Source organism: Pantoea sp. BL1, assembly GCF_000963985.1.
Taxonomy (GTDB): Bacteria; Pseudomonadota; Gammaproteobacteria; order Enterobacterales; family Enterobacteriaceae; genus Pantoea; species Pantoea rwandensis_B.
The window spans coordinates 250,700-277,573 of sequence record NZ_JZRH01000003.1 but is presented as its reverse complement, the minus strand read 5'-3'; the positions used below and the strand labels follow the sequence as shown (position 1 = coordinate 277,573).

Here is a 26,874-nt window from a genome sequence, read left to right as displayed (position 1 = left end):
TGGGTTGGAGCTTACGCAGGCTGGGGCCGCTTAGGGACGGGCGGTCCTCGCGCCGCTAACGCGGTGCCCTCACGTCATTCGTCTGCCTGACGGACCGGCTCAGACGGGACATTCCCTGTCCCGGCTGAGCCTTTCGCCAGCATCCATGCTGTCTCTCCTGGCATACTCACTCTGTTCGGCGCTGCGGATTACCCGCCCTAAGCGGCCCCAGCCTGCTCCTAACCAACAGTGCGGTGTGTGGGAAAAACAGCGCAATTGCCAAAGAGGATGTGTTTCTAACAAACGTGATAACCACGCATTAGCTTCGGTGAGGTTTGTCAAAAAGGGCACGATGGTGGAGGCCAGGGCGTCTCTGATGCTGCAAGGGCTATCCGCAGCGCTGAGGCTTTTACGTTGGGCCAGGAGCCAGTTGCATGGATGCGACTGGCAGTTCGGGTTGGCCTGGATGGCCTTACCCGAACGGTCCGTAGGCACGACGTGGAAGCCGAAGGCACCGCGTCAGCGGCGCGAGGACGGCCCGGCAGCAGCAGAGACGCCCTGGCCCGCATTCCCGTCCCACCCGCCCGATACCCATGTCATGCAATCGTCATCGACGTGACGTAGGGTCTTAGCCGGACTGTCAGATAAAGGCCAGAAACATGGCAACGATCACACTTCGCGGGTTAAGCAAAGCCTTTGCTGCCCAGCCGGTACTTCAGGATATCTCGCTGCAGATTGCGCAGGGAGAGTTCATCGCCGTTCTGGGTCCTTCGGGCTGCGGAAAAACCACCTTATTACGTCTGCTGGCGGGCTTTGAAACCGCTGATGCCGGTGAAATCCACGTCGGCGAGCGCTGCTTTGCTGCGCCGGGCGTGCACCTGCCGCCAGAAGATCGCCAACTTGGCGTGGTGTTCCAGAGCTATGCGCTGTGGCCACATATGACGGTGGCGGAAAACGTCGCCTACAGCTTGAAGGTCAACGGTGTTGCCCGCCATGAGCGTGACAGCCGCACGCAGCAGGCGCTGGAGCTGGTGGGATTAGAACATTTTGCTTCACGCCGTCCGGCCGATCTTTCAGGCGGCCAACGTCAGCGTGTAGCGTTAGCCCGCTGCCTGGTTGCCAAACCCACGCTGGTGCTGCTCGATGAACCATTGGCCAATCTTGATGTGCACCTGCGCGCCACCATGGAAGAGGAGTTCCGCCGCTTCCATCGCCACAGCCACGCCACCTTGCTCTACATCACCCACGACCAGCACGAAGCGATGGCGCTGGCCGACCGCATTATGGTAATGGACGGCGGCCGCGTGATGCAGTTTGCCACGCCGCAAACCCTGTGGCGTGAACCGGCGAATGCAATGGTGGCGGGTTTTATCGATGACGGCAAAGTACTGCCGGTCAGCGATATCGAACCGACAGGCGAGGGCAAAGCGCTCGCCACGCTGTGCGGTCTGCGCGTCACCTTGCGCTGTGCGGCCGAACAACGCCCGATGCCTCACGGCAAAGCCAGTTTTCATGCGGTGGATTTCCGCCTCGCTGAACCGGATGAACCGCAGTTTGCGGTGCGCGTGCAGCGGGTGATCTATCGCGGCAGCCATTACCAGATTGATGTTGCGCCACTTGATGCGCCAGACCACAGCATCACGCTGCAGCTGGCGGAGACCGCTTTACCCGTTGTGGATGCGACCCTTGGGGTGGCGCTGCGCGACGGTTGGATCCTTCCTTCATAACATTCAGATACTTAGGGAAATTGCTATGCGCACGTCTTTTAACGCTTTGATGTTAGCCAGTGGATTAGTGTTTGCCGCCACCAGCCACGCCGATGATGCCCCGTCCGGCAAGCTGGTGATTTACACCTCACAGGCACCGGAAATCGCGCAGCAAACCGTGGATGCGTTTAAAGCTGCCTATCCGAACGTGCAGGTGGAGTGGACGCGTAACGGCACCACGCAGCTGATGAACGTGCTGCAGACCGAGATGATGAGCGGTGGCGCTAAGCCCGATGTACTGCTGATTGCCGATGCCATCAACCTCGGTGCCCTGAAAAATCAGAACCAGCTCTACAGCTACAACGATGCGCCGTTGAGTCACATCAATCCGTCGTTCTACGACAAAGACAAAACCTTCTTTGGCACCAAAATCATCGCCACGGTGATTGCTTACAACACCCAGCACGCACAGCCGATTGACAGCTGGAACGCACTGGCGGTGGAGGCCAACAAAGGTCAGATCGCCATGCCAAGCCCACTTTACTCCGGTGCGGCACTGTACAAACTGCACACCGATATCAACACGCCAACCATCGGCTGGAATTTCTACAAGAAGCTGGCAGCGATTGGCGTGGCTCCGCAGGGCGGCAACGGTCCGGCGCTGAAAGCGGTCGCCAGCGGGCTGGATAAGTACGGCATCATCACTGACGCTGACGTGATTCTGGCGAAGAAAAAAGGCTCGCCCGTCGATCTGGTGTACCCGAAAGAGGGCGTGTCTTACGTGACGGAACCGGTAGCGATCATGAAGTCGGTGCACAACCTGCCAGCCGCTAAAGCCTTTGTGAACTTTATGCTGTCTGAGGAAGGTCAGAAGCTGGTGGTCGAGCAGGGTAACCGTCCGGTGGACGATCGTGTTTCTGCACCGGCGGGCTTCACACCCATCAATAAAATCAAGCTGCTGACGCCTGACGTCGCGAAAGCCATCAAGGAAGATGCCACGGTGCGCGATCAGTTTACCGCGCTGTTTGGCGGATAAGCATGAGCGTGGTGAGCAACGAGTGGCGTAACGCGACGCGTGGCGGCCAACGCTGGCGTCTCAACAGCGAAAAGCTGATCCTGGCACTGATGGTGCTGCTGATTGGCTTATTGTCGGTGGCGCCACTGCTGCGACTGGTGTGGACGGCGATTGCCCCGCAAGGCGTGCCGGATCTGGCGCGCTTGTCGCGCCTGATAGCCAGCGACCGCGTGCTGATTGCCAGCGGCAATACGTTGCTCATCGCCTTGAGTTCGACCCTGATTTCAGTGCTGCTCGGCACCGCCGCCGCCTGGCTGGTGGCGCTGAGCGATCTGCGCGCCAAAACCGCCTGGGTGTTTGCCTTTATCCTGCCGCTGATGATTCCGCCGCAGGTCACGGCGCTCGCATGGCTACAGGCGCTGGCACCGTCCAGCCCGTTAGCGCTGCTGTTTGGTTCACTCGGCTTGCCATGGTTTGCACCCGGCGAGCAACCGCTTTATTCGCTGAGTGGCATCGTGCTGCTGCTCGGTACACACAACGCGCCACTGGTGTTTCTCACTGTGCGTGCCGGTTTGCGTCGTTTACCGGCTGATTTAGTCGAAGCGGCGCAGATCAGCGGTGCCTCGCGGATGCGCGTGTTGTTGACCATCATTCTGCCGCTGGCGCGCCCGGCGATCTTTGCCGGGGCTGCACTGACCTTTGTTGCGGCCGCCGGTAACTTCGGTATTCAGGCGATGCTGGGCATTCCAGCCCGCGTGCCAACGCTGATTACGCTGGTTTATCAGCAGCTTAACGGCATTGGCCCGAGTGCCTTGCCCAATACCGCCGTTTACGCGCTGCTGATTGCCGTGATCACGCTGGCGGGTATGGCGGCCAGCGCCTGGCTCGGCGGTCGTCACGATGTGCGCGTCAACGGTGCGCCGCGTCTGTGGCAGCAACCATTAGGACGCGGGCGGTTGGCGATTGAAGGCGCGGCCTGGCTGTGGATGGCGCTAACGCTGCTGCTGCCGGTCAGTGCGCTGCTGATCACTGCACTCACCAGCGGATATGGTCAGGCGCTCACCTGGCAAACGCTGACGCTGGAGAACTTCCGCAGCGCGCTATGGGGCTATCCGGCGGTGCGCCATGCCTTTATGACCAGCCTCGGGCTGACTACGCTGGCGGCGATGATTCTGACATCCATCGCGCTGTTCCTGGCGTATTTCCTCAGCTGGCGCCGGACCAAACTGGTGCGCGGCCTGTGGCTGGCAAGTGAACTGACTTATGCCTTGCCGGGCATTGTCACCGGCGTAGCGGCGATGCTGTTCTTCCTGCGCCCGCTGCCGATCATCAATGTGTCGCTGTATGGCACGGTGTGGATCATCCTCGCCGCTTATCTGGCGAACTTCCTTGCGCTGGTGTTGCGTCCAACGCTGGCCGGATTCGCGCAGCTGGAACCGGCGATGGATGAGGCGGCACGCTTGTGTGGTGCCAGCTTTATACGCCGCATGCGCGATATTTTACTGCCGCTGGCGGCGCCTTCTGCCCTGGCGGGTACGGTGCTGGTGTTCCTCACCGCACTGAATGAAATCCAGGTTTCGGTATTGCTGGTGACCTCGCAAACCCAAACCATCGGACCCACCATCGTATTCCTTGACGAAGGGGGCTCCGCCTCGCTGGCGGCCGCGGTAGGCTGCCTGATGATTCTGGTCGTGTGTTTGCTGATGGGACTGGCAACGCGGCTAGCGCGGCGTCTGCCGCAAGGGGTTTTACCATGGCAAGCTTAACGGTTATCAGCGGTGTGGGTGGCAAGCTGCCCGCAGCTTTTTTGGTCGAGATGGAAGGCTATCGCCTGCTGTGGGATCTCGGGGCCGGTCCACAACCCGGCGTGCGCCCGGATATCCGCGCCATTGGCCGCGTTGATGCGTTGTGTTTGACCCACTCGCACATTGACCACGCGGCCTCGCTCGACTGCTGGGCGCAAATCGGCTCGCCGCCGGTGTACGCCACCGAGCAAACCTGGTTACAGTTGGCTAACGTCGCCGTGCCGATGTATGCGCGACGTTTGTTACCGCTGCGCGGGCAAACGGCCATTGGCCCGTTGCATCTGTTTACTGGCCGCAGCGGCCATTCACCGGGCTCGGTGTGGTTCCATCTGCCCATGGCCGGTGGCATCACCTACATGGGCGACTGGAGCCGTGAAGCGCTGCTGTTGCCGTTTGACTGCCCGCCGTCGGCAAAACTATTAATCACAGATGCTTCCTACGGCGACCGCACGCAGCGGTTGCGCGATCAAATGGATGCGCTGGCGATGGCCGCCACCCACGGCGCGGTGATTGCCGTGCCAGAACACGGACGCGGGCCGGAAGTGGCCTTACAGCTCACCGCGCGGGGTCTGGCGGTTCAGCTCTGCCCACAAATTCGCAGTGAGGTCGCGCAACTGCTGGCGATGGACAAGCTGCCCGCCACCACGGCGCTGGAATTGGTGCGCTTGTTGAAACAGCCGCAGCCGCAACAATGGCAACCTGCAGATGTGATTGTGGCGGCTGATGCGGTGGCCGACAGCGGCTTAGCCGCGCAGCTGAGTGCTCAGCCAGGCTTTAAGCTGATCTTCAGCAGTCACGTTGCGCCCGGCACACGCGCAGCCAGGTTGCTGGCCGATCAGCAGGCACAGTGGCTGCCGTGGAATGTTCATCCGCCGATTGACGATCAACTGTGGTTGATCGAGAAAACCGCTGCTCAGCGCGTGATACCAGCCTTTGTTGCGGCGGCGGAGTGCCCGATTTTAGCGGCGCGCGCCCCTTTGTGCTGGCAAGCGCATTTTCCCCTGCAATGCCATCTTGATAGCCCCCGTTTCCCCCACGAGCAGCGTCAACGCAGCAGGATAAATTGAGTATCCCGCTGAATGTTTTTTCGCCATTGCCGATAACCTGACTACCAACTTTTGTCTGTGGACGATTAACGCTTGTCAGCGCTGTGCTTTTGCGTTTAAGTCTCCACAGCAATTAGGATTTTTCTTAAGAAGCAATTTTTACCAGGCCAGCAATAGGCGAACAACAATGAATAATAACTCTGACGTCATGTACCGGCTGCTGGTGCAGAGCGTGGTGGATTATGCCATTTACATGCTCAAACCCGATGGCACCGTCGCCAACTGGAATGCAGGGGCACAACGCGCCAAAGGTTACACGCCCGACGAAATCGTCGGTAAAAACTTTGCGCTGTTCTACAGCGAAGACGATCGTAAAAACGGTGCGCCACAGCGTGGACTTTCCGTCGCGACAGCGGTGGGGCGCTTCGAGACGGAAGGCTGGCGCTATCGCAAAGATGGCAGCGCCTTCTGGGCACATGTGGTGATTGATGCGATTCGTGACGACTTCGGCGAACTGCTCGGCTTCGCCAAAGTCACGCGTGACTGCACGGTTCAGCAGGAGCAGCAGCGTAAGCAACAGGAACAGGAGCAACGTTTCCGTTTATTAGTTGAAGGCGTAACGGACTACGCCATCTACATGCTTGATCTCGACGGCAACGTCGAAAACTGGAATGCCGGCGCGCAGCGTGCCAAAGGCTATGTGGCTGAAGAGATTGTCGGTCAGAACTTTGCACGTTTCTACAGCGCGCAGGATCGTAAAAATCATATTCCGGAAAAGAACCTCAGCACCGCTTTCAAAACCGGCCGCTTCGAAGATGAAGGCTGGCGCTATCGCAAAGATGGCAGTGCGTTCTGGGCACATGTGATTATTGATGCGATTCGTGATGATGCGGGCAAGCTGATTGGCTACGCCAAAATCACCCGTGACTGCACCGAACAGCGTGAGCTGCAGCGCAAGCAGCAGGAGTACGAGAAAACTTTCCGTCTGCTGGTGGAAGGCGTGACTGATTACGCCATCTATATGCTGGATCTGCAGGGCCGCGTAGTGAACTGGAACGCCGGTGCGCAGCGTGCAAAGGGTTACCTTTCTGACGAGATCGTCGGCCAGCACTTTTCGGTGTTCTATGGTTCGCAGGAGCGGCTGGCCAACACGCCGGAAGCCAACCTGGGTATCGCGCTGAAGACCGGTCGCTTCGAGGATGAAGGCTGGCGCTATCGTAAAGATGGCTCGGCGTTCTGGGCGCATGTGGTGATCGATGCCATCCACAATGAAGATGGCAAGATGATCGGCTTCGCTAAAATCACCCGTGATGTAACCGAACGTCGTGAGAATGAACAGCAACTGCTGCGCGCGCGGGATCTGGCGCAGGCGCAGAGTGCCAAAATGTCCGAGCTGTCTGGCTTCCTGGACACCATCATCAGCAATATCCCTTCATGCGTCATTGTGGAAGACGCCATCAGCCGCGAAATCCTGATGGTCAATGACAAAGCCGAACAGCTGTTTGGTGTCAGTAAATCCTTGATTATGCACAAGCGTCCGCACGAATGTATGTCGGCGGAGCTGAGTGACTATTTCAACAGCCTGGCGGATATCGCGCTGCGCAGCGAAGGCATCCATTCACGCGAGCAGCTGCTGCTCACCGCAGGCGGCGACCGTATTCTGCATACCCGCGCCACCACTATCAGTGGCAAAGATATGCGTCAGAACTACGTGATGCTGATTGTCGAAGACGTGACCGACCAGCGTGAAGCCGATGCGCGTATTCATCATATGGCGCACCACGATAACCTCACCAGCCTGCCAAACCGTATTCTGTTCCGGCAGAAGCTGAGTGAAGCGCTGCGTCAGGATAACCAACACCATGCGCTGAGCGCCACGCTGTGTCTCGATCTCGATAACTTCAAGAACGTTAACGATGCGCTGGGTCATCAGATTGGTGACGATCTGCTGCGCGTGGTGGCAAAACGCCTGCGCAGTGCGCTGCGCGACCATGACACGCTGGCGCGGATTGGTGGCGACGAATTTGCTATCGTGCTGCCAAACATCAATAACGCGCAGGAAGCGGCGGTGGTGGCACAGCGCCTGATTGAAGCGATCCGTCCGCCTGTCAATGTTGAAGGGCACAACCTTTCCGTTGGGTTGAGCGTGGGCATTGCGTTGACGTCACAGGTCACCAACACGCCAGAGCACATGCTGCGCTGTGCGGATATGGCGCTGTACGAAGCCAAACGCAACGGGCGCAACCGCTATGAACACTTCACCATGGAAATGGATGATGTGGCGCGCAGCCGCCGCGTGATTGAAAACGATCTGCGTGAGGCGATCACCGGACGTCAGCTGAAACTCTACTATCAGCCGATTACCAATGAGGACGAAATCATTGGTTATGAAGCGCTGATGCGCTGGCACCATCCGGTTAAGGGCTTGATCATGCCAAATGATTTTATCCCGATTGCCGAAGAGACCGGGCTGATCCACATGCTGGGCGCTTATGCGCTGTATGAAGCCTGCCGCGAGGCACAGAGTTGGGGCACCGAGCAGTCAGTGTCGGTTAACCTGTCGCCGCTGCAGTTCAAGAACAGCTCGCTGGTATCGGTGGTAGAAGGCGCATTGCGCGAATCCGGATTGGCTCCACAACGCCTCGAAGTGGAGATCACTGAATCGGTATTGCTGGATGACACGCTGGGCAATATCCGCACCCTGCAAAGCCTGAAGGCGATTGGCGTGCAGATTGCGCTGGATGATTTCGGCACGGGCTACTCGTCGCTCAGCTATCTGCGATCTTTCCCGTTCGACAAGATCAAAATCGACAAGTCGTTTATCAACGATATGGGTGACAGTCGCGAAGCGCTGGCGATTATCCGGGCGATCACCGGCATGAGCCGCAGTCTGGATATTCAGATCACCGCCGAAGGGGTGGAGAGCAGCGAGCAATTCGCCAAGCTGCGTGAAGAGGGTTGTACGCTGTTCCAGGGCTATTTCTTTGGCCGCCCGCAGCCTTCGGAACTGCGTCTGAAAGAGCTGGAATAAGCTCGCCATAAATGGCGACGTTACAACCCAGGGGCGCATTGATACGCTCCTGGTTGTTTATAAGCTCGTCGCAATCCAGGCGTAAGATTTCAGCATAAAAAAACGCCCGGCATTGCCGGGCGTTTTGCTGTTTGCTGTGTGAAATCTTTATTATGACTGGCCGTGGCCTTCGACGTTCATGCGGCCCAGGTCTTTGTCCACCAGGAACAGGCCTTCGCCTTTGTTGCCGACCAGCGCCAGTTTATCCAGTACGGTTTTGAACAGCTTCTCTTCTTCGTGCTGCTCAGCCACATACCATTGCAGGAAGTTGAAGGTTGAGTAGTCCTGAGATATCAACGCGGTGTGTACCAGGTCGTTGATGCGCTGCGTGATCAGCTGCTCATGCTTCAGTGCTTCTTCCAGCACGTCATTCAGTGAGTTCCAGCTAACGGCAGGGGCGGCAATGCTGCCCAGCACCGGCAGAGAACCGGCATCGCTAACGTAATCGAACAGACGCTGCATATGTTCCATTTCTTCGCGAGAGTGCATTTTCAGGAATGAAGCGGCACCTTCAAAACCTTTGTCGCTGCACCATGCGCTCATCTGCAGATACAGGTTGGCAGAGAAGAATTCGAGGTTCAGTTGATCGTTCAGGCGAGAGGTCATTTCAGCAGTTAACATGGCTGAGTCCTTTTTAATTTGTCAGGTGAAGTACGGTGAATTATGCATCAATCTATACTTTTTTGTGAAGGCTTTTTCGTCAAAAAGTTGAAATTATCTTATTGATTGTAAATGGAATTATTTCATTTATTGAATGCGAAGAGTTCTCAGTTTTGACTCATTTTCATTCACGCTGGATTGATTATAGCCGTACATCGGCGGATGCTGTGGCGAGCCTTTACTTGTCAGGAGCTTAGCGGTGTCGAACGTATTAGATCATTACCATTACCTGCATGAAATCCCGGAACTGGGATTCGAAGAATTCAAAACTTCCGCCTACATCGCCGACCAGCTTGAGCAGGCTGGCATCAGCGTGACGCGCGGCATTAATCACACCACCGGCATCGTGGCGGAAATTGACAGCGGCGTGCCGGGACCGGTACTGGCGCTACGTGCAGATATGGATGCACTCGGCCACATCATTAACGGCGTCGCCTGTGCACGCCATACCTGCGGCCACGATGGGCACTCTTCGGTGGTGCTGACGGCGGCACAGGAGTTGCTGAAAGAGGGCGCGATCAAGCGCGGCAAGCTAAAGCTGCTGTTCCAGCCTGCGGAAGAACTCGGTGCGGGCGCGTTATCGATGATTGAGGGCGGTGCGCTGGATGATGTCGAGATGATCCTCGGTTTCCATGTGCGTCCACTGGAAGAGTGCCATGTCGGACAAGCCACGCCAGCCGTGCTCTATTCGGCGTGCAGCACGCTGGAAGCGACAATTAAAGGTGTGCCTGCTCATGCCGCGCGCCCACATTTGGGTGTCAATGCGCTGGATGCCGCAGTACAAGCGGTACAGGCGGTGAACAGTATCCATCTGGCGCCGGGCCTGACATGGAGCGTGAAAGCCACCCGCTTCCTGTGTGATGCTGGTGTCACCAACTCGGTGCCGGATGAGGCGCGCGTGGTATGGGATCTGCGTTCGCAGGAGAACGCGCCGATGGAGGTGCTGAAACAGAAAGTGACGCAGGCGATTCAGCACAGCGTGGCTGCATTGGGTGCGAGCGCTGAAGTGGTGTTACTGAAAGAGATGCCCGCCGCAGAAATCCACGAGGAAGCCACGGCGGTGATCCGGGCTGCGATCGTGGATGTGCTGGGGGAAGAAGGGCTGCTCGACACCAAATCCACGCCAGGCAGTGAAGACTTCTTCTACTACCCGGTGAAAAAACCGCAGGTGAAAGCCGGTTTCTGGGGTTTGGGCACCAATCTGGTGCCGGGCCTGCATCATCCGGATATGCGTTTTGAACTGAGTTCGCTGGAGATCGGGGTGAAGATCTTTAAGGCGGCAGTGGTGCGCGTGCTGGGTTAGCCATGTGTTGTTTCCCACATTCCAGCCTCTCCCGCAAATGGGAGAGGCTGTTACCCTGAATGAAAACCTCGCTCGACCTTCTTACTCCTCACTTGCAGGACAGCGGTCGAGTGAGGCTGTCACCCGGAATGAAAGCCTCACTCAAACACTCCTTTCTGCTCATTTGCAGGAAAGCGGCTGAGTAAGACTGCCAACTGGCATCAAAGCCTCACTCGATAGCCTCTTCTCCTCGCTTGCAGGAAACTGGCAGGGCGAAGGTGCATACAGGTCCCATCCCACGATTTCCCCGCCTGCTGAAATATTGTATGCTATGCCGCCTTAATGCTGACTGGATAACCGGACTGCCGCCAATGTAGATCGCGCACATCTTGCTGTGAACTGACGCCACTGCGTCACCATTGGTTCCGTTATCCCCCGGCTTTGCCCGGAACGATTTATTCGCAGCGCGCCGCCCGCGCGTTGCCCTTGAAGAAGAATTCACACATGTCTATTGCTTCCTTTTTAGATGAAGTGGCGCGCCGCCGTACGTTTGCGATCATCTCGCACCCGGATGCCGGTAAAACCACCATTACCGAAAAAGTGCTGCTGTTCGGGCAGGCGATCCAAACCGCCGGTACCGTCAAAGGCCGCGGCTCCAGCCAGCATGCTAAATCTGACTGGATGGAGATGGAGAAACAACGTGGTATCTCCATCACCACCTCGGTGATGCAATTCCCGTATCGCGACAGTCTGGTGAACCTGCTGGATACCCCAGGGCACGAAGACTTCTCTGAAGATACCTACCGTACGCTGACGGCGGTTGACTGCTGTTTGATGGTGATCGATGCCGCGAAAGGTGTTGAAGATCGTACCCGTAAGCTGATGGAAGTGACCCGTCTGCGCGATACGCCGATCATCACCTTTATGAACAAACTTGACCGTGACATCCGCGATCCGATGGAACTGCTGGATGAAGTTGAGAGCGAGTTGAAGATCGCCTGCGCGCCAATCACCTGGCCGATTGGCTGCGGTAAGCTGTTCAAAGGCGTGTATCACCTCTACAAAGATGAAACTTACCTGTATCAAACCGGTAAGGGCCATACCATTCAGGAAGTGCGCATTGTCAAAGGTCTGGCGAACCCGGACCTCGACGCGGCGGTCGGTGAAGACCTGGCACAGCAACTGCGTGATGAGCTGGAACTGGTGCAGGGCGCGTCCCACGAGTTCGATCAGGAGCTGTTCCTGAGCGGTGAAATTACCCCGGTGTTCTTCGGCACCGCGCTGGGTAACTTCGGCGTCGATCATATGCTCGATGGCTTAGTGGCTTGGGCACCGACGCCGATGCCACGTAAAACTGATGCGCGTCTGGTGGAATCCAGCGAGGAGAAATTCAGCGGCTTCGTGTTTAAGATCCAGGCGAATATGGATCCAAAACACCGTGACCGTGTTGCCTTCATGCGTGTGGTTTCCGGCAAGTACGAGAAAGGCATGAAGTTGCGCCAGGTGCGTACTGGCAAAGACGTGGTGATCTCGGATGCGTTGACCTTTATGGCCGGCGACCGTTCGCACGTAGAAGAAGCCTTCCCCGGTGACATCATTGGTTTGCACAACCACGGCACCATTCAGATCGGCGACACCTTTACCCAGGGTGAAACCATGAAGTTCACCGGTATTCCGAACTTCGCCCCGGAGCTGTTCCGTCGTATTCGTCTGCGCGACCCGCTGAAGCAGAAACAGCTGCTGAAAGGGTTGGTACAACTGTCGGAAGAGGGCGCGGTGCAGGTGTTCCGCCCGGTGCACAACAACGATCTGATCGTGGGTGCGGTCGGTGTGCTGCAGTTTGAAGTGGTTGTGGCGCGTCTGAAAAGCGAATACAACGTTGAAGCGATTTATGAAGCTATCAACGTCGCAACCGCTCGTTGGGTTGAGTGCAGTGATGCGAAGAAATTCGACGACTTCCAACGCAAAAACGAAGTGAACCTGGCGCTGGATGGCGGTGATAACCTCACTTACATCGCCCCGACCATGGTGAACCTCAATATCACGCAGGAACGCTATCCTGACGTGACGTTCCGCAAAACGCGCGAACATTAATCCCGCCTCACAAACAGGGCCAGTGATTTTTACTGGCCCTGTTTTTATCCTACAGACTCCTCCTAATTGCGCTGCGTTTATCGCTTTTTGGCGAGATATCAACCACAAAAGCCAGCAAAACCTGTAATCCCTACTATGATTATCCTGTCGGACGAGAAAAGAGACCCAAGGGTTTCATTACGTCTATAAATGCAGCGACGCCGTTTGTTGCTGGCGCATTCGCGGTTGCGAGTGAGTTAACTGATAGAAGGATGATATCGATGAATAAGACTAAGATTGCTAAAACCCTGATCGCCGCTCTGGCTACCACTGCTCTGATGGGCGGCGCAGCCTACGCTGCGGACACCAGCAGCACGGGTTCTAAAATCGATAGTTCTATGAATAAAGTCGATGGTTTTATGGATGACAGCGGCATCACGGCCAAGGCCAAAGCGGCACTGGTGGATGATGAAGCAATTAAAAGTACGGATATCTCAGTGAAAACGCATCAGGGCGTGGTCACGCTGAGCGGCTTTGTCGCTTCGCAGGATCAGGCGGAAAAAGCCGTGGCGCTGGTGCAAAAAGTTGAGGGTGTGAAATCCGTCAGTGACAAACTGCACGTTAGAGACAGCAAAGAGACCACACTGAAAGGTTATGCGGGGGATACCGCAACCACCAGTGAAATCAAAGCTAAGCTATTAGCAGATGACATTGTGCCATCGCGCAACGTGAAGGTGGAAACCACCGATGGCGTGGTGCAGTTATCAGGAGAAGTGGCGAACCAGGCACAGTCCGACCGTGCTGAGAAAATCGCCAAAGCCATTGAAGGCGTGAAAAGCGTGAAGAATGACCTGAAGGTGAAATCTTAACGCGAGCGAAGCGGTACTGTTTCGGTACCGTTTCGTAATAAAAACAATGTGGTATGAATAAGCAGTTCGATTTTCACTACGGTAAGGAGAGGCTTATGTTTCGTTGGGGTATTATCTTTCTGGTCATCGCTCTGATTGCTGCAGCGTTAGGTTTCGGCGGTCTGGCGGGTACGGCAGCATGGGCAGCTAAAATTGTCTTCATTGTCGGTATTATTCTGTTCCTCGTAAGCCTGTTTACCGGGCGTAAACGACCCTGACCGATTGCGTTAACACAACGCTAACCCGCGAGTCACTAAAGCGGAGACCAGTCATTTGCGGCATAATAGGCAGCCGCACCGATTGCACGATGCAATAGGTCAGGGAATGACAATGACTGGTTCTCCGGGATGCTGCCGTCAGCGGTTCCCTCAGAGCAGGAAAACTGAGGGACATCCATTGGGAATACGCATCCCGGTGTCACTGGACACCTTTGAGCCACTGGCGCTCACCCCATTTAAATCCAAAAAAATTGCCCTGGTCTGTGAAGGCGGCGGTCAACGCGGCATCTTCACCGCAGGCGTCCTTGATGAGTTTCAACGCGCCGGTTTTAACCCATTTCAATTGATGCTGGGCACCTCCGCTGGAGCACAAAACCTGTCTGCGTTTGTTTGCGCCCAACCGGGCTACGCGCGCCGCGTCATCACGCGTTATACCACCAGCAAACTATTTTTTGATCCGTTGCGCTTTGTGCGCGGCGGCCATCTGATCGATCTCGACTGGCTGATTGACATCACCAAACAAGAGTTTCCCTTATCGCTCAGCAACGCCGAAGGGCTGTTTGCCAAAGGCAACGAGTTCTATATGTGCGCCTGCCGGGGAGATGATTACCGCGCCGAATATTTCAATCCCACCAACCTGAACTGGCATGACGTGATCAAAGCTTCCAGCGCCATTCCGGGATTCTATCGCAGCGGCGTGCTGATGGATGGGGTGAACTATCTGGATGGCGGTATCAGCGATGCGATACCGGTGCGCGAAGCGGCACGGCGTGGCGCCGATACCATTGTGGTGATCCGCACCGTGCCGTCACAAATGTCTTATACGCCGAAATGGTTCAAACGCATGGAGCGCTGGCTGGGTGACAGCGCGCTGCAGCCGATGATCAACATCCTGCATCACCATGAAGAGAGCTATCGTGAGATTCAGCAGTTTATCGAACAGCCGCCAGACGACCTGCGCATCATTGAAATTTACCCGCCGAAACCGCTGGCGAGTATGGCGCTGGGCAGTCGTTTGGCTTCATTGAATCAGGATTACCATTTAGGGCGCCGCAGCGGCCGCTATTTCCTCGCGACGCTGGGTCAATGGCTGAGCGATGCCGAACCGTTCCTGCGCCAGACCACCGTGACACCGCCGGCCGCCGTGGCGAATGCGCCAGACAATCGTGCCGTGCATACGCCGCCGCTGGCGGATAATGATGCCGATTTTGATGCAGGATCGCTGGCATGAGATTTATCGACACCCACTGCCATTTCGATTTCCCGCCTTTTGTCGATGACGCCACAGGCAGCATCGCCCGCGCGGCGCAGTCAGGTGTGGAACGCATTATTGTGCCGAGCGTCGATGCCAGTCGCTTTGCACTGGTCAGCCAGCTGGCGCAACAGCACGAGGCGCTGTATGCCGCATTAGGGCTGCATCCGATCAATATTGCCGCGCATCAGGATGCGCACCTGGATCAGCTGGAACAGTGGTTGAAAACGCCGGATAGCAAACGCGTGGCGATCGGCGAGATCGGCCTCGATCTGTACATGCAAGACGCGCAATTTGATAAGCAGACGCGGTTACTGGATGCACAGCTCAAACTGGCGAAACAGTATGATTTGCCGGTGATCCTGCATTCGCGTCGCACCCACGATCAGTTGGCGCTGCATTTGCGTCGCCATGATTTACCGCGCCGTGGTGTGGTACACGGTTTTGCGGGCAGCCAGCAGCAGGCAGAACGTTTTATTCAGCTTGGCTATGCGATCGGCGTGGGCGGCACCATCACCTATGAACGCGCCAGTAAAACCCGCAACACCATTGCTAACCTGCCGCTCACCTCGCTGTTGCTGGAAACCGATGCGCCCGATATGCCGTTGCAGGGTTATCAGGGGCAGCCCAACCGTCCTGAGCGCGCGCGTAACGTGTTTGATGTGCTGTGTCAGTTGCGCAGTGAATCACCCGATATCATTGCCGATACGCTGTGGCAAAACAGCCTGCGCGTGTTTGCCCTGCCTGCCTGATCCCCTCCCGACACAATCTGGATTTCCCGCGGTTTTGGCGGGCATTGGCTACAGTAATAAAATCGGCATTACCCTTTTTTGCCCTGATTTGTGATAATATTCACAACCTGTATTGCGCCTGAAAACGGGTGTGCTGGCGGTTATTTGTGACTTAAATCACTAAATAATTGTATTCATATGACGAATTTTCTTTTTTCATGTGACATGAAGCGCAATTCATTCAGGTGTGGTTTGTTAGAATTATCACATTATCCGGTGGGCACAGTCTGCCGGTCACCTTTTGGAGAGCATCATGACCGATCTTAAAGCGGCCGCACAACGCGCCCTGCAACTGATGGATTTGACCACCCTGAACGACGATGACACCGATGAGAAGGTGATCGCGCTGTGTCATCAGGCGAAGTCGCCAGCCGGTAACACCGCGGCCATTTGCATCTATCCGCGTTTCATCCCTGCGGCACGTAAAGCACTGCGCGAGCAGGGCACGCCTGATATCCGCATCGCCACGGTCACTAACTTCCCGCACGGCAACGATGACGTAGAGATCGCGCTGGCAGAAACCCGTGCGGCGATTGCATACGGTGCAGACGAAGTGGACGTGGTCTTCCCGTATCGCGCGCTGATTGCTGGCAATCGCGACATCGGTTTTGCGCTAGTGAAAGCCTGTAAAGAAGCCTGCGCCGCTGCCAACGTGCTGCTGAAAGTGATCATCGAAACCGGTGAACTGAAAGAAGAAGCGCTGATTCGCGCCGCTTCTGAAATCGCTATCGATGCCGGTGCGGATTTCATCAAAACCTCCACCGGTAAAGTGCCGGTGAACGCCACGCCAGAGGTGGCAGCCATCATGATGCAGGTGATTCACGATAAAGGCGTGCAGCAGCAGGTGGGCTTTAAGCCTGCGGGCGGCGTGCGTACGGCGGAAGATGCCGCGATCTATCTGAAGCTGGCGGATGACATTCTGGGCGAAGGCTGGGCGGATGCACGCCACTTCCGCTTTGGTGCTTCAAGCCTGCTGGCGAGCCTGCTGAACACTCTGGGCCACGCGACTGCGACCAGCAAAGCGGGCTACTGATCCCAGCCTCAGGGTCGCCATCAATGGCGACCCAAAGAATGTTTGGTGCATTTCACAGCAATCCCTCGGGGAGGCAACCTTGTTCCTGCCACAAGAAATTATTCGAAAAAAACGCGACGGCCAGCCACTGAGCGAGGCGGAGATCCGTTTCTTCATCAATGGTGTGCGCGACAACAGCGTATCAGAAGGTCAGATTGCCGCACTGGCAATGACCATCTACTTCCACGATATGAATCTGGAAGAGCGTGTGGCGCTGACCATGGCGATGCGCGATTCCGGTTCGGTGCTTAACTGGAAGTCGTTGAATCTCAACGGCCCGATTGTTGATAAGCACTCCACCGGCGGCGTGGGCGACGTAACATCGCTGATGCTCGGCCCGATGGTGGCCGCGTGTGGCGGTTATGTCCCGATGATCTCCGGGCGCGGCCTCGGTCACACCGGCGGTACGCTGGATAAGCTGGAAGCGATCCCCGGTTTCGATATCTTCCCGAGTGACGATCGTTTCCGCCAAATCATCAAAGATGTGGGTATTGCCATCATTGGCCAGACCAACTCACTGGCGCCTGCCGATAAGCGTTTCTACGCCACGCGTGATATCACCGCTACCGTTGACTCGATCCCGCTGATTACCGCCTCGATCCTCGCCAAGAAACTGGCGGAAGGACTGGATGCGCTGGTGATGGATGTGAAAGTCGGTTCCGGTGCCTTTATGCCGACCTTTGAAGCTTCAGAAAATCTGGCGCAGGCGATTGTTGGCGTGGCGAACGGTGCGGGCTGTAAAACCACCGCGCTGCTCACCGATATGAATCAGGTGCTGGCATCCACCGCCGGTAACGCGCTGGAAGTGCGTGAAGCGGTGCAGTTCCTCACCGGTGAGGCGCGCAATCCACGCCTGCTGGAAGTGACCATGGCGCTGTGCTCGGAAATGCTGATCTCCGGCAAACTGGCAGAGAACGACGCCGAAGCGCGGCAGAAACTGCAAAACGTGCTGGATAACGGTAAAGCGGCGGAAGTGTTCGCGCGCATGGTGGCGGCGCAGAACGGCCCGGTTGATTTTATCGAGCGTATGGATAGCTATCTGCCTGCACCGACCCTGAGCAAAGCGGTGTATGCCGATCGCGCCGGGATTGTCAGCGCCATGGATACCCGTGCGCTGGGTATGGCGGTGGTGTCGTTGGGTGGGGGCCGTCAGCGTGCCAGCGACAGCATTGATTACAGCGTGGGCTTAAGTGACATGACCACGCTCGGCACGCAGGTTGATGCACAGCGCCCGCTGGCGGTGATTCATGCCGCGTCGGAAGCGCAGTGGCAGCAGGCTGCGGAAGCGGTCAAAGCGGCTATCACGTTGAGTGACAGTGCGCCTGCGGAAACGCCGGTGGTCTATCGCCGCGTCAGCGAGTAACGCTTCTTCGTGCCAGGGAGCGGCCATTCGGGTATACTGATCTGATCGCTTTTTTTTGACTTGTCATCGCGCCATTGCGCAGGAGACTTGCATGAAACGTGCTTTTATTATGGTTCTCGACTCCTTCGGGATCGGCTCCAGCAAAGACGCCGATAAATTCGGTGATGAAGGATCGGATACGCTCGGCCATATCGCCGAAGCGTGCTTCGAAGGCCGCGCCAATGAAGGTCGCGAAGGCCCGCTGCATTTGCCAAACCTGACCGCGATCGGTCTGGGTAAAGCCGCTGAACTCTCTACAGGCCGCTTCCCGCCTGGCCTCGACGCCAATGCTGAAATCATTGGTGCCTACGCTTACGCCAGTGAGCTGTCATCCGGTAAAGATACGCCGTCAGGCCACTGGGAAATCGCCGGCGTGCCGGTGCTGTTTGACTGGGGCTACTTCAGCGACAAAGAGAACAGCTTCCCGCAGGAGCTGCTCGACGTGCTGGTAAAACGCGCCGATTTGCCGGGTTATCTTGGTAACTGCCATTCGTCCGGTACGGTGATCCTCGACCAACTGGGCGAAGAGCACATGAAGTCCGGCAAGCCGATTTTCTACACCTCGGCGGACTCGGTATTCCAGATTGCCTGTCACGAAGAGACCTTTGGTCTGGATCGACTGTACGAACTGTGCGAAATCGCGCGTGAAGAGCTGACCAACGGCGGTTACAACATCGGCCGTGTGATTGCGCGTCCGTTTGTCGGCGACAAAGCGGGCAACTTCGAGCGTACCGGCAACCGCCACGATCTCGCCGTGGAACCGCCTGCGCCAACCATGCTGAAAAAGCTGGTGGACGAGAAGGGCGGTGAAGTGATTTCAGTGGGTAAAATTGCGGATATCTACGCCGAGCAGGGCATCACCCAGAAAGTGAAAGCTACCGGGCTGGATGCACTGTTTAACGCCACCATCGAGCAGATGAAAAAGGCGCCGGACAATTCCATCGTCTTCACTAACTTCGTTGATTTTGACTCCACCTGGGGACATCGTCGCGATATCGCCGGTTATGCCGGTGGTTTAGAGTTCTTTGACCGTCGTTTGCCGGAGCTGATGGAGCTGGTGAAAGAGGGGGATATTCTGATCCTCACCGCCGACCACGGTTGTGACCCAAGCTGGAAGGGCACCGAGCACACGCGCGAGCACATCCCGATTTTGATTTATGGTCCAAAAGTGAAGCCAGGATCGCTGGGTTATCGCGATACCTTTGCGGATATCGGCCAGACCATTGCGAAGTATTTTGGCCTGTCCAGCATGGACTACGGCAAAAGCCTGCTGTAAAACAGCCCACCAATTTTAAAAAGGAAAATAACCATGGCAACGCCTCATATTAATGCAGAAATGGGTGACTTCGCGGACGTGGTGCTGATGCCAGGCGATCCGCTGCGCGCTAAGCACATCGCAGAAACCTTCCTGGAAGATGCGGTTGAAGTGAACAACGTGCGCGGCATGCTGGGTTACACCGGGACGTACAAAGGTCGTAAGATTTCGGTCATGGGCCACGGTATGGGTATTCCATCCTGCTCGATCTACACCAAAGAGTTGATCACTGATTTCGGCGTGAAGAAAATCATCCGTGTCGGTTCCTGCGGCGCGGTGCGTGCCGATGTGAAACTGCGTGACGTGGTGATTGGTCTGGGTGCTTGCACCGATTCCAAAGTGAACCGTATGCGTTTCAAGGATCACGACTTCGCGGCGATTGCGGACTTCGACATGGTGCGTAACGCGGTTGATGCCGCCAAAGCGCTGGGTGTGGACGCGCGCGTCGGCAATATCTTCTCTGCTGACCTGTTCTATACGCCAGATCCGCAGATGTTCGATGTGATGGAGAAGTACGGCATTCTGGGCGTGGAAATGGAAGCCGCCGGTATCTACGGTGTGGCAGCGGAGTTCGGGGCTAAAGCGTTGACCATCTGCACCGTGTCGGATCATATCCGCACGCACGAGCAGACCACGGCTGCTGAGCGCCAGACCACCTTCAACGATATGATCAAGATCGCGCTGGAGTCGGTGCTGCTGGGGGATTAATCCCGGCTGTTTTGTTCGGTGCGCTGCAAGGCGCACCTGACGAAACGCATCAGCGCACAGGGTCGTCATTGATGGCGACCTTATTCTTCACCCTGCCATTTATGACGACCTCGTGAGTCACCGCTCGGAATCAGCGATACCACTCAGGGCGACCTGAACCTCTCCTCGTAAACATCTGACACACTTTTACCCAGGCTTGTGCATCTTCGTGCTGGCTCTAAAGCAATCTCTGCTTATCATTAGCGTGATAACAAAGAGACTAAGCCCCCCTGATGAATTTCCGTAATTTCGAAGCTGAAGAAAAACTGTTTGTCCGCCGTGCGCTTGTCGCTTTTGCTCTGGTCGTCATCTGTTTCATTATCCTTGGCGTTAACCTGTATCGTCTGCAGGTGGATCAGCACAGCTATTACCAGACGCGGTCCAACGAAAACGACATCAAAATGATCCCCATCGCGCCGACGCGAGGGTTGATCTACGATCGCAACGGTATTCCGCTGGTGCGTAACGTCACCTGGTACGACATTCTCGTGACGCCGTACAAAATCGACAATATGCAGGAAACGCTGAAGCAGCTGACGCCGATTGTCGACCTGACACCGGAAGAAATTGAAACCTTCGAGCACGAACTCAAACAGAACAGCCGCTATAAGCCGGTCGAGTTAAAAGCAGAACTCACCGATGAGCAGGTGGCGCGCTTCTCCGTCAATCAGTTCCGTTTCACCGGCGTGGCCATCGACACCTATGAGGATCGCGAGTATCCCTATGGCGCCGATTTAGCCCATGTGGTGGGCTATGTTTCCAAGATCAATGATAACGATTTTAAACGCCTGAATGCCGAAGGCGTCGGCGAAAACTATGCTGCCGACCACAACATCGGTAAGCAGGGCATTGAAGGCTATTACGAGTCAATTTTGCACGGCAAAACCGGTTATCAGGAAGTGGAAGTGGATAACCACGGTCGTATTGTGCGCGTGCTGAAAGAAGTGCCGCCGGTTGCCGGGCAGAACGTCTATCTGACGCTGGATCTGCATCTGCAACAGTACGTTGAGAGCCAGCTGGTGGGCCAGCGTGCAGCGGCCTTGATCGAAGATCCGCGCGATGGCAGCGTGCTGGCGATGGTATCTGCACCGAGCTATGACCCGAACCCGTTTGTAAAAGGCATCAGCTACAAAGCCTACAAAACACTGTTGGCGGACAAAAACCTGCCACTGATCAATCGCGTCACGCAAGGCCTGTATCCACCGGCTTCGACGGTCAAACCTTATATGGCGATGTCCGCGCTGCTGACCAAGGTGATCACCCCCAGCTTTACCATCTTCGGCGCACCGACCTGGACACTGCCAGGCACCGATCGTAAATATCGTGACTGGAAAAAATCGGGGCATGGCACGCTGGATGTCACCAAGGCGATTGAGGAGTCGGCGGACAGCTTCTTCTATCAGGTGGCGTTTATGATGGGCATCGATCGTATTCATACCATGCTGAGCCAGTTTGGCTATGGCAAACCGACCGGCATCGATCTCAATGAAGAGTATGCCGGACTGCTGCCAAGCCGTGAGTGGAAGCAGAAAGTACACAAACACGCGTGGTATCAGGGCGATACGGTTTCGGTGGGAATTGGGCAGGGTTACTGGATTGCTACGCCGATTCAGATGGTGAAAGCGCTGGTGGCACTGCTCAACAATGGCCGGGTGATTAATCCGCACCTGCTGGAGAAATCGCAGCGTGGCACTGAGCAGCAGCTATATCAGCCGAAAGACCCGCAGCCGCAGATTGGCGATCCAAAATCACCTTACTGGTCGCTGGTGCGTCATGCGATGTTTGGCATGGCCAATGCACCGAACGGCACCGGTTATAAGTACTTCCACACCGCGCCTTACGGCATTGCGGCGAAGTCGGGGACGTCTCAGGTGTTCAGTCTGAAGCAGAACCAGGTCTACAACGCGAAAATGATCCCGACGCGCCTGCGTGACCACATCTTCTATACCGCCTTCGCACCCTTTAATGATCCGAAAGTGGCGGTGGCGTTGATTCTGGAAAACGGGGGAAGTGAAGGGGTGACGGCCGCGCCGTTGATGCGCAATATTCTCGATCACATCTTCCTGCCGCCACCGTCTGAGCCGCCGGTGGAAACAGCGCAGAAAAATTAATTTGCGCGAGACCGCACCCATCTTTGCGGTGCGATTTATCGCGCGAACTTGATAAAGCAGTATTGCTAATCTCTGCGCTATAAATGGTGCCGCGACAAGGCTCTTCTAGCGGAAGAAAACCCGGTTGCGACCGTGGTTTTTCGCATCATATAGCGCGGCATCAGCATTGTTATACAGGGTTTCGAAATCAGAACCCGGTTTGCCGTAGCTCACGCCGAGGCTGGCCGTGACTAATTGACCCGGCAGCACCGCCAATGGCGAGGCGTTCAGTGAGGCGTGAACTGCGCCCGCGACAATCACCGCGTCTGATAAACGGTAGTGCGGCAACAGCACGGTAAACTCTTCACCGCCAATACGGCCAATGCTGGCTTCTTCCGGACAGTGCGTCTGAATACGCGACACCAGGCCGCAAATCACCTTATCACCCATTGGATGACCGAACTCATCGTTGATCTTCTTGAAGTGGTCGATATCGAGAATGATCAGTGCCGCCGGGCCATTGCTCAACGTATTCGTAATACGCTGAATGATGGCACCGCGGTTCCAGACAGCGGTGAGAGGGTCGTGGCTGGCTTTGTATTCCAGCTCCTGAGCCAGTTGATGCAGCTGCTCATTGACGCGGTTCAGCTCGCGTTCAGCACGGTCACTGCGCGAGATCATGCGATAGGTCTCGCGCATCAGGCGCTGATAGTGGCGATTAACGTTCAGCAACGCATTACGATAATCGTCTGCACTGAGCGAGGTCTGAGCCGCAACATCCTGAGCGCGCGTTAGCACCTCGCTCTCTTCGCGAAACAGCTCATTCAGGTCCATCATGAGGCCATTTCCGCTCGCAGATTGACCTGCAGATCGGTAAAGTCCAGCGCCAGTTCCTGACCGAACTCTTCAGACACATCATCTTCTTCATCAAAGAACCAGTTGAGTTCAACCTTCTGGCCTTTCTGCGCCAGCTGATTGAACAGATCAAACAGGCTGAACAGCATTTTGGTGCTGGAGCTGTTGAAATAGCGTAGGGCAATATTGGCTTCGGTCTGGCCGCTTTGTGCGGGCTGCCAGCTTTCCAGCGCATCCAGCAACGGACGGTAGAAGGCGGCGGCGTTTTCTGGCCAGGACTCTCCGCGCAGGGAAAAATGGCCGCTTTCGAAGTCAAAATTGACCTCGGGAGTGCTTTCTGTGGCAGCAATAACAAGGTTTTGCATAAACAATTCAATCCTGGTGAATGGTGGCTTTGAGCCAAAACGTGGCGTAACCACTGGACTCCAGCGGACGCAGTTCATACTCCAGCGGTTCACTGACATCGCGGGCAAGTGTCAGTAATCCTATGTTGGCCCCTTTGCTTGTGGCAGGGCTCTCAGCTCGCAGACCTACGCGGTAGGCCTGTTTGATCTCTTCATTGCTCATGGTACGCAGCAAATCCAGCCAGTAACGCAGCTGCTCACAGGCGACTTCATCGACCTGATTGCTGCTTTCCAGCACGTAGTTGTCGCCATCTACGCGCAGCGTAACGGTGCCAAAGCGAAAATCCTGCTCGGCGTGGTTCATGACGCGGCTATCCTGCGAATAACGCAGGATATTCTGTACGATTTCAACAAAGCTGGAGAACAAGCGGCGGCGCACTTTTACCGGCGCCTGCTGGTTCTCCAGAAAGACCTTAATCACCTCGCCCATGGCGGTGATGTTCTGCGGCGAGAAGAAGCCAGTATAGTGCAGTGCAACGCTTTCTGGCGGTACGCGGCTAAGGGTTGAACCTGAGTTCATAGGGTGCTCATTCAATAACGGAAGCCAAACCAGGTGACGTCATCGCGTCGCGGCTGGTTGCCTTGCCAGTTGAGAAATTCCCGCTCAAAGGTCGCTGACAGCTCGCCCATCGGCAGGGTTTGATATTGTGTTACCAGCGTCTGAATGCGCTTTTTGCCAAACATAATATGGCGTTCACCGCCGGGCTGATCGGTCACGCCATCGGTCATCACCAACAACATATCGCCGGGATGCAGCGTGCGTTGATGTTCCGGCCAGATGTAATCCTGCGGCGTATCGGTGTAACCCACACCGACGCGATCGGCCTTTAGCGATTCCGCTTCGCCAGCAGCCGGATGTAACAGCGCATGCATGCGTGCGCTGGCCCAGCTGAGTTGATGTTGGTGAGTATCAAGACGCAGCGCGATAGCATCACAGCCGTCGTTGGAGAGCGACGTCTGCTGCGTGGCATTGAGCTGCCCAAGGGTTTGTTTAATATGACGATTCAGTGATTGCAGCAGATCGGACGGTGCCCGACGGTTTTTCTGCAGCGCGTTTTCCAGCGCGGATTGCAGGATCACCGTCATGAAGGCACCCGGAATGCCATGGCCGGTGCAGTCGGCAATCAATGCCAGCCAGCCGTGTTCATCCTGATGGAATGCATAATAGTCGCCGCCCACGCCATCGCGCGGCTGCCAGTGCAGGCACCAGTCATTGAGTTGCTGGGCCATTTGCTGTTTTGAGCGATCAAGCATCGCGTCCTGAATCACGCGTGCATAATCGATACTCTGCAAAATTTGTTGATGCTGTTGCGCCTGCAAATCGGAGACGGTGCGGATCAAATCGATCCCCAAACCGATGCCGATATAGCGGCCTTGTTCGGTCAAAATAAATCCGTCGGTGACCGATTTATCACCGGTTGCCACCACCTGATGCGCCACCTGATCCAACTCGGTATCGGCATCAATCACCAGCGGCTCTTTATCCATAAAAGCGATGCAGCTTTTGCGGTCATAGAGTTCGCGGAAGAACGGGCGCGTCATCTGTGACAGGAAGATATGGCGGTTGATCATGCCAAACGGCGTGCCGTTCTCGATGACCGGCAAACCGATCAAATCTTTGTGCTCGGTAAACAAAGCCATGACCGCTGTGTTGTCCATGGCGGGACTCACAAACGGTACCTCAATGCACAGCGAACGCGCACGGGAACGGCTCGACAGGGAGGTTAATCCTGCGCGTAAATCAGGCAGCTGCATAAGAATTATTCTGGCATTGATTAGGATTTATCCTAGATTACTGCACTGTTATGACAGTTTTATGTCACAGCAGTGCAATAGAAGAAGAGATAAGACAAAAATCACTCTTCTTTCAAGGCTTCAGCCACATGACTGATGGCGCGCACCACTTCGCTGGAGCTGCCGCGAATCTCTGAGATCACGCCACCCGCTTCTTTGGCTAACACGACGCCATGATCGGCACGTTTCAGGTTAGATTCGATGCCCTTCAACGCTTTTTCGGCGAGAGTGTGATTATGTTGCACCATATTCTCAATCTCGGTGGTGGCGCGGTTGATGTTCGCCGCCAGCGTGCGAACCTCGTTAGCGACCACAGCAAAGCTGCGACCATGTTGCCCGGCACGCGCGGCTTCCACCGCGGCGTTGAGCGCCAGCAGATTGGTCTGATCGGCGATGCGGCGAATGCTCTCGACAATCGCACCAATGCGATCTGAGGATTCGCTGAGGTTACTGATATCGCCGGAAATACCGTGCAGTTCGCCCGCTAGCTCATTGATGGTTTGCACACTGTTTTCAATCACCGTGGCACCGAGGCGTGTGCTTTCGCTGGTTTGCAGCGCCGTTTGATACGCCTGCTGTGCCGCCTCGCGCTCCAGATGGTTCTTCTCCACCTGTGCAGTGACATCGGTGGCGAATTTCACCACTTTGTACAGTTCGCCCGCTTCATTGAACACCGGGTTATAAGTGGCACGCAGCCACACGGTGCGTCCCAGTTTGTTAACGCGCTCAAACTGGCCGGAGATATATTCGCCCTGATTCAGCTTGTGCCAGAAGCGGCGATACTCGTCACTGTTGCGCATCTGCGGCGGGCAGAACTGGCTGTGATGAACGCCAATCACTTCATCGCTGCGATAACCCATGGTTTTAAGGAAATTGTCATTGGTCATCAGCACTTCGCCTTTGAGGTTAAAGGCGATGACCGCCATCGAACGCTCAATGGCGGTGGTCATGGCGCGCTGCTCTTGCGCATCAATAATCCGTGCGGTGATATCGCTCGCCAGCTTAACGATTTTAATCACCCGGCCGCTGCGGTCCTGCACCGGCACATAGTTGGCTTCCAGCCAGATTGGGCGGCTGTGTTTTGCCACGCGCAGGAATTTGTCGCTAAAGCCTTCGCCACGGTTCAGGCGGCGCCAGAAATCGCGATACTGCGGAGACTGGACTAAATCAGCCGTGCAAAACATGCTGTGATGCTGGCCAACAATCTCCTTCAGCTTGTATCCCATCCGTTCAAGGAACAGTTCATTGGCGGTGAGTATGTGGCCTTCCGGCGTAAATTCAACCATCGCAATCGCATCCTGCAACGAACTGAGCGTTGCACTGCTGCGAGCGCGTTTTTGCCACGCCAGGCGTGACAGGATTCCCGATGTAATTGTGCTAAACATGGTGG

The 26,874-nt window shown here is 56.0% G+C and carries 22 protein-coding genes; 16 read left to right on the top strand and 6 right to left on the bottom strand.

All coding sequences use genetic code 11. The annotated features are described in order from the left end of the window. Positions 1 to 638 precede the first annotated feature (638 nt). The 5 genes from VH86_RS02710 to VH86_RS02690 all read left to right on the top strand — a co-directional run bounded on the left by VH86_RS02710 (position 639) and on the right by VH86_RS02690 (position 8,582). A complete protein-coding gene (locus VH86_RS02710; RefSeq protein ID WP_045831801.1) occupies positions 639 to 1,706 on the top strand; it encodes an ABC transporter ATP-binding protein in 1,068 nt (355 codons plus the stop codon). Between the two features lie 25 nt (positions 1,707 to 1,731). Then, positions 1,732 to 2,721, top strand: coding sequence for an ABC transporter substrate-binding protein (locus VH86_RS02705; RefSeq protein ID WP_045814775.1), 990 nt, complete (start codon positions 1,732 to 1,734; stop codon positions 2,719 to 2,721). 2 nt (positions 2,722 to 2,723) lie between these two features. Further along, positions 2,724 to 4,466 (top strand): iron ABC transporter permease, encoded by a 1,743-nt coding sequence (locus VH86_RS02700; protein WP_045831800.1) that lies wholly within the window; start codon positions 2,724 to 2,726, stop codon positions 4,464 to 4,466. Then, positions 4,454 to 5,572: an MBL fold metallo-hydrolase gene (locus tag VH86_RS02695; protein WP_082082817.1), complete on the top strand. Its 1,119-nt coding sequence runs from the start codon at positions 4,454 to 4,456 to the stop codon at positions 5,570 to 5,572. The genes VH86_RS02700 and VH86_RS02695 overlap by 13 nt, the downstream gene beginning before the upstream one ends. A 166-nt stretch (positions 5,573 to 5,738) precedes the next feature. After that, positions 5,739 to 8,582 (top strand): bifunctional diguanylate cyclase/phosphodiesterase, encoded by a 2,844-nt coding sequence (locus VH86_RS02690; RefSeq protein ID WP_045831799.1) that lies wholly within the window; start codon positions 5,739 to 5,741, stop codon positions 8,580 to 8,582. A gap of 150 nt (positions 8,583 to 8,732) precedes the next feature. Here VH86_RS02690 and ftnA read toward each other — a convergent pair whose 3' ends face one another. Further along, entirely contained in the window at positions 8,733 to 9,242 is a 510-nt protein-coding gene (gene ftnA / locus VH86_RS02685; RefSeq protein ID WP_034828474.1) for a non-heme ferritin, read from the bottom strand. 238 nt (positions 9,243 to 9,480) lie between these two features. On the opposite strand from ftnA, the gene VH86_RS02680 reads away from it, so the two are divergent. The 11 genes from VH86_RS02680 to mrdA all read left to right on the top strand — a co-directional run bounded on the left by VH86_RS02680 (position 9,481) and on the right by mrdA (position 22,452). After that, entirely contained in the window at positions 9,481 to 10,584 is a 1,104-nt protein-coding gene (locus tag VH86_RS02680) for a M20 peptidase aminoacylase family protein (protein ID WP_045831798.1), read from the top strand. A gap of 483 nt (positions 10,585 to 11,067) precedes the next feature. Further along, a complete protein-coding gene (gene prfC / locus VH86_RS02675) occupies positions 11,068 to 12,657 on the top strand; it encodes a peptide chain release factor 3 (RefSeq protein WP_038644754.1) in 1,590 nt (529 codons plus the stop codon). A gap of 260 nt (positions 12,658 to 12,917) precedes the next feature. Further along, on the top strand, positions 12,918 to 13,505 hold the full coding sequence (osmY, locus tag VH86_RS02670) for a molecular chaperone OsmY (RefSeq protein WP_045814771.1): 588 nt from the start codon (positions 12,918 to 12,920) through the stop codon (positions 13,503 to 13,505). A 95-nt stretch (positions 13,506 to 13,600) separates the two neighbouring features. Then, on the top strand, positions 13,601 to 13,762 hold the full coding sequence (locus VH86_RS24850) for a DUF1328 domain-containing protein (protein ID WP_007893192.1): 162 nt from the start codon (positions 13,601 to 13,603) through the stop codon (positions 13,760 to 13,762). Between the two features lie 178 nt (positions 13,763 to 13,940). Beyond that, entirely contained in the window at positions 13,941 to 14,993 is a 1,053-nt protein-coding gene (locus VH86_RS02665) for a patatin family protein (protein ID WP_045831797.1), read from the top strand. Beyond that, on the top strand, positions 14,990 to 15,766 hold the full coding sequence (locus VH86_RS02660; protein ID WP_045831796.1) for a TatD family hydrolase: 777 nt from the start codon (positions 14,990 to 14,992) through the stop codon (positions 15,764 to 15,766). The genes VH86_RS02665 and VH86_RS02660 overlap by 4 nt, the downstream gene beginning before the upstream one ends. A gap of 292 nt (positions 15,767 to 16,058) precedes the next feature. Beyond that, entirely contained in the window at positions 16,059 to 16,838 is a 780-nt protein-coding gene (gene deoC, locus VH86_RS02655) for a deoxyribose-phosphate aldolase (RefSeq protein WP_038644761.1), read from the top strand. 79 nt (positions 16,839 to 16,917) lie between these two features. Continuing rightward, positions 16,918 to 18,240, top strand: a complete 1,323-nt coding sequence (deoA, locus tag VH86_RS02650; RefSeq protein WP_038644763.1) for a thymidine phosphorylase — start codon at positions 16,918 to 16,920, stop codon at positions 18,238 to 18,240. A gap of 91 nt (positions 18,241 to 18,331) precedes the next feature. Then, positions 18,332 to 19,555, top strand: a complete 1,224-nt coding sequence (deoB, locus tag VH86_RS25865; RefSeq protein ID WP_045831795.1) for a phosphopentomutase — start codon at positions 18,332 to 18,334, stop codon at positions 19,553 to 19,555. 33 nt (positions 19,556 to 19,588) lie between these two features. Continuing rightward, positions 19,589 to 20,302, top strand: coding sequence for a purine-nucleoside phosphorylase (gene deoD, locus VH86_RS25860; protein WP_034828492.1), 714 nt, complete (start codon positions 19,589 to 19,591; stop codon positions 20,300 to 20,302). A 272-nt stretch (positions 20,303 to 20,574) separates the two neighbouring features. Then, on the top strand, positions 20,575 to 22,452 hold the full coding sequence (mrdA, locus tag VH86_RS02635; protein ID WP_045831794.1) for a penicillin-binding protein 2: 1,878 nt from the start codon (positions 20,575 to 20,577) through the stop codon (positions 22,450 to 22,452). 105 nt (positions 22,453 to 22,557) lie between these two features. On the opposite strand, the gene VH86_RS02630 is transcribed toward mrdA, so the two are convergent. The 5 genes from VH86_RS02630 to VH86_RS02610 form a co-directional block, all read right to left on the bottom strand. Continuing rightward, positions 22,558 to 23,268 carry a GGDEF domain-containing protein gene (locus VH86_RS02630; protein WP_082082816.1) on the bottom strand — a complete coding sequence of 237 codons (711 nt, stop codon included), beginning with the start codon at positions 23,266 to 23,268 and terminating at the stop codon, positions 22,558 to 22,560. Then, positions 23,265 to 23,651: a DUF1987 domain-containing protein gene (locus VH86_RS02625; protein ID WP_045831793.1), complete on the bottom strand. Its 387-nt coding sequence runs from the start codon at positions 23,649 to 23,651 to the stop codon at positions 23,265 to 23,267. Before VH86_RS02625 ends, VH86_RS02630 begins: the two co-directional genes overlap by 4 nt. A gap of 7 nt (positions 23,652 to 23,658) precedes the next feature. Next, a complete protein-coding gene (locus VH86_RS02620; protein WP_038644769.1) occupies positions 23,659 to 24,210 on the bottom strand; it encodes a SiaB family protein kinase in 552 nt (183 codons plus the stop codon). Between the two features lie 11 nt (positions 24,211 to 24,221). After that, positions 24,222 to 25,445 (bottom strand): SpoIIE family protein phosphatase, encoded by a 1,224-nt coding sequence (locus VH86_RS02615; protein WP_045831792.1) that lies wholly within the window; start codon positions 25,443 to 25,445, stop codon positions 24,222 to 24,224. Positions 25,446 to 25,546: 101 nt separating this feature from the next. Further along, positions 25,547 to 26,869, bottom strand: coding sequence for a PAS domain-containing methyl-accepting chemotaxis protein (locus tag VH86_RS02610; protein WP_045831791.1), 1,323 nt, complete (start codon positions 26,867 to 26,869; stop codon positions 25,547 to 25,549). Between the last annotated feature and the right edge of the window lie 5 nt (positions 26,870 to 26,874).